This is a genomic window from Streptomyces sp. adm13(2018), from assembly GCF_008042145.1.
Taxonomy (GTDB): Bacteria; Actinomycetota; Actinomycetes; order Streptomycetales; family Streptomycetaceae; genus Streptomyces.
In genome coordinates, this window is the sequence record NZ_RDBH01000113.1 from 131,790 (window position 1) to 136,258 (window position 4,469).

Annotated in this window: 4 protein-coding genes; all 4 read right to left on the reverse strand. The window is 72.9% G+C overall.

From position 1 onward, the window contains the following. Positions 1–26: 26 nt before the first annotated feature. Positions 27–1,025, reverse strand: coding sequence for an ABC transporter permease (locus EAO70_RS10575; protein ID WP_148002741.1), 999 nt, complete (start codon positions 1,023–1,025; stop codon positions 27–29). After that, positions 1,022–2,509, reverse strand: coding sequence for a sugar ABC transporter ATP-binding protein (locus EAO70_RS10580; RefSeq protein ID WP_402113566.1), 1,488 nt, complete (start codon positions 2,507–2,509; stop codon positions 1,022–1,024). Before EAO70_RS10580 ends, EAO70_RS10575 begins: the two co-directional genes overlap by 4 nt. A gap of 157 nt (positions 2,510–2,666) precedes the next feature. After that, a complete protein-coding gene (locus EAO70_RS10585) occupies positions 2,667–3,848 on the reverse strand; it encodes an ROK family transcriptional regulator (protein ID WP_148002998.1) in 1,182 nt (393 codons plus the stop codon). 174 nt (positions 3,849–4,022) lie between these two features. Beyond that, the coding region (locus tag EAO70_RS10590; protein WP_148002999.1) for a class F sortase at positions 4,023–4,469 on the reverse strand (447 nt) is incomplete at its 5' end.

A 4,469-nucleotide genomic window follows, 5' to 3' on the forward strand; every position in this document is an offset into this window, starting at 1 on the left:
GGTGCGGGGGGGCGCCGGAAGGCCGGTCAGGTTCCGTCGCGGACGGTACGGCGCTGGAGCAGGACGGCGGCGACGATGATSGCGCCCTTGGCGATCTGCTGGACGTCGCTCTGCAGGTTGTTGAGGGCGAAGATGTTGGTGATCGTCGTGAAGACGAGGACGCCGAGGACGGAGCCGACGATGGTGCCGCGGCCGCCGCTGAGGAGGGTGCCGCCGATGATCGCGGCGGCGATGGCGTCGAGTTCGTACAGGTTGCCGTTGGTGTTCTGCCCGGAGCCGGCGAGGACGACGAGCAGGAAGGCGGCGATGCCGCAGCACAGTCCGGAGAGCAGGTAGAGGTAGAGGCGCTGGCGGCGTACGTCGATGCCGGCGAGGCGGGCGGCCTCGGGGTTGCCGCCGACGGCGAGGGTGCGGCGGCCGAAGGTGGTGCGGTTGAGGAGCAGCCATCCGGCGGCGGTGACGGCCGCGAAGACGAGGACGAGGGGCGGGATCCCGAGGACGTAGGCGTCGGGGAGGCCGAGGTCGAGGACGGAGGGGACGGTGACGATCTGCGTCTTGCCGTCGGTGATCTGGAGGGCGAGGCCGCGGGCCGAGGCCAGCATGGCGAGGGTGGCGATGAAGGGGACCATGCCGCCGTAGGCGACGAGGACGCCGTTGACGAGGCCGCAGCCGAGGCCGACGACGACGGCCGTGAAGAGGATGCCGGCGAAGCCGAACTCCTGGGTGGCGAGGGTGGTGGCCCAGACGGAGGCGAGGGCGACGATCGCGCCGACGGAGAGGTCGATGCCGCCGCTGGTGATGACGAAGGTCATGCCGACGGTGACGACGCCGATCACGGAGGCCTGGGTCAGGACGAGTTGGAGGTTGGAGGTGGCGAGGAACTCGGCGGGCCGGGTGAGGCCGCCGACGACGACGAGGGCGGCGAGTACGCCGAGCAGCGACAGGTTGCGGACGTCGGCCCGGAGGCCGAGCGTGCGCCAACGGCCCTCTCCGGGTGGGGCCTTGGCCGGGGTGGTGAGGGTCATTGCGCGGGGCTCCCTTCCATCACGAGGTCGAGTACGCGGTGTTCGTCGAGGTCGCGGGCGGGTGCCCGGTGGACGACCCGGCCTTCGCGGAGGACCAGGACACGGTCGGCGAGGCCGAGGACCTCGGGGACCTCGCTGGAGACGAGGAGGACGGCGAGGCCGTCGTCGGCGAGCCCCCGGATGACGGCGTACAGCTCGGCGCGGGCGCCGACGTCGACCCCGCGGGTGGGTTCGTCGAGGAGGAGGACGCGGCAGCCCCGCAGGAGCCAGCGGGCGAGGACCGCCTTCTGCTGGTTGCCGCCGGAGAGGGTGCGGACCGGGGCGTCCGGGAGGTCGGGGCGCAGCGAGAGGGTGCGGGTGGCGATCCTCGCGGTCTCGCGTTCGGCGGCGCGGTCGATCCAGCCGGCCCGGGAGAAGCGGGAGAGGGAGGAGACCGACACGTTGCGGGTGACGGATTCGAGGAGGAGCAGGCCTTGGGCCTTGCGTTCCTCGGGGGCGAGGCCGAGTCCGGCGGCGACGGCGGCGCGGACGCTGCCGGGGCGCAGGGGCCGTCCGTCGACGGTGACCCGGCCGGCGGTGGGTTTCCGTGCGCCGTAGACGGTCTCCAGGATCTCGGAGCGGCCCGAGCCGACGAGTCCGGCGAGGCCGACGATCTCGCCGGGGCGGAGTTCGAGGTCGAGGGCCTCGAACTCCCCTTTCCTGGCGAGTCCCTGGACGCGGAGGACGGGTTCGCCGGTGGGCGGCCGGGTGGGTCGCTCGGGGAAGACGTACGGGACGTCCCGGCCGGTCATGAGGGCGACGACCTCGCGGGTCGGGGTGGTCGCGGCGGGTAGTCCGCGGGCGACGGCGCGGCCGTCCTTGAGGACGGTGACGCGGTCGCCGATGCGGCGGATCTCCTCCAGGCGGTGGGAGATGTAGACGACGGCGACGCCCGCGGCGGTGAGGTCCGCGACGATCCGGAAGAGGTTGGCGACCTCGTCGGGGTCGAGTGCGGCGGACGGTTCGTCCATGACGATGAGGCGGACCTCGTGGGACAGCGCGCGGGCCATGGAGACGATCTGCTGTTGGGCGGCGGAGAGTTCGCCGACGCGGCGGGCGGGGTCGATCTCCGGGTGGCCGAGGCGCCGCAGGAGGGCGGAGGCGGTCTCGCGTGCGGCGCGGGCCCTGACGAAGCCCGCGGTGGTGGGTTCGTGGCCGAGGTGGACGTTCTCGGCGACGGAGAGGCCTTCGACGAGGTCGAGTTCCTGGTAGATGGTGGCGATGCCGAGGCGGACGGCGGCGCTCGGGGAGCGGAGCCGTACGGGCTCGCCGTTCCAGGTGATGTGGCCCTCGTCGGGCTGGTGGGCGCCGGCGAGGACCTTGATGAGGGTGGACTTGCCGGCGCCGTTCTGGCCGAGGAGGCAGTGCACCTCGCCGGGGAGGACGTCCAGGTCGACTCCGTCGAGGGCGCGGACGCCGGGGAAGGACTTGGTGATTCCGGACATGGTGAGGAGGGACGGGGGGTGTTCGGGCATGGCGGAGATCCCCTCGGCGAGTGCGGGTGGCCGTCCGGCGGCTACCGGCAGTCCCTGCCGCTGGCCACCGGCAACCTGCCCATCGTCCTCGGCGAACTGGGCCAGACGGCCGGGGTGACGGGCGCGGTTACGCCGGTGAGAAGAGGTGGTCGCTGATGAGGCGGGCCGCGCCCGTCACCCCGGCCGTCTGGCCCAGTTCGCCGAGGACGATGGGCAGGTTGCCGGTGGCCAGCGGCAGGGACTGCCGGTAGACCTGGGTGCGGACGCTGGCGAGCAGGTTGTGACCGAGGCCGGTGACACCGCCCCCGATCACCACCAGACCGGGGTTGAAGAAGCTGACGAGTCCGGCGATGACCTGCCCGACCCGGTTGCCGCCCTCGCGGATGAGGGCGAGTGCGGTGGCGTCTCCGGCGGCGGCCGCCGCGGCGACGTCGACGGCGGTGAGGTGCCCGGCCGCCGCGAGCCGGACGGCGAGCTCCTCCGACCTGCCGCCGCGTGCCGCGTCCTCGGCGTCGCGGGCCAGGGCGGCGCCGCTGAAGTGGGCCTCCAGACAGCCGTTGTTGCCGCAGGCGCAGGGCCGTCCGTCGGGTTCGACCTGGATGTGTCCGATGTCGCCGGCGCTGCCCGTCGTCCCGCGGTAGACCTCACCGCCGACGACGATGCCGCAGCCGATGCCGGTGCCGATCTTGACGCAGAGGAAGTCGCCGACGGAGCGGGCGACACCGGCGTGCTGCTCCCCCATGGCCATGAGGTTCACGTCGTTGTCGACCATGACGGGGCAGCCGAGTTCCTGGCTGAGCGCCTCCCGCACGGGGAAGCCGTCCCAGCCGGGCATGATCGGCGGTGCGACGGGGACGCCCTCGGGGAAGCGGACGGGTCCGGGGACGCCGATGCCCGCGCCGTCGAAGCCTTCGGCGAGTCCGGTGGAGCGCAGCTTCGCCGCCATCGACAGGGCCTGCTCGAAGACGGCGACGGGGCCCTCGCGGACGTCCATCGGGTGGTTGAGGTGCCCGAGCACCTCCAACTCGGCGTTGGTGACGGCGACGTCGATGGAGGTGGCGCCGATGTCGATGCCGAGGAAGCGGAGTTCGGGCGCGAGCCGGATGTTGTGCGAGCGGCGGCCGCCCCGGGAGGCGGCGAAGCCGTCGGCGACGACGAGACCGGTCTCCAGGAGCCGGTCGACCTCGACGGCGAGCTTGGAGCGGGAGAGATCGATCTGATCTCCCAGCTGGGCGCGGGAGTTGGGTCCTCCGTCGCGCAGGAGTCTGAGGAGCCGCGCCTGATGCCGGTTGGCAGGTCGTGCCGTCATGCGTCTCACGCGCCCCTCCCTCTCGTACCCGCTCGTCTTCGCGCTTTCGAGGGGAACGTAGCAGCGGCGTACCGGAGTGGGAAGAAGTTGCGCAGGAATCCGCTACGACTTTTTCCCGGTTGGGGACAAAGACGGGGTGGGGAGAGGGAGAAGGGGCGATCGGCCCGCGCCGGGTCAGCGGACCTCGGACAGGCGGGCCGAGACCACCACGTTGCCGGCGTAGCCGTTCTCCTCGGTGAACGTGCCGCCGCAGGTGATCAGGCGCAGCTCGGGAGCGCCGGAGTCGCCGTAGACCCGCTCGGCGGGGAAGCCCTCCTTGGGGACGACCTCGACGCCGTAGACGGTGAAGACGGCAGTGCGGCCGTCGCGGCGCGCGATCTCCACGCGGTGGCCCTGGCGGAGGGCGCCGAGGTCGTAGAAGACGGCCCGTCCGCCGGGGACGTCGACGTGGCCGACGACGACGGCGGTGCCGCGCTCCCCCGGGGTGACCGCCCCGGTGAACCAGCCGGCGAGCCGGTTCTCCTCGGGCGGCGGGGGCTCGATCCAGCCCTCCGGGTCGAGTCCGACCTCGGTGATCGGCGCGTCGATCCGGACGGCCGGGGCCCGGACCCGGAGCGGGGC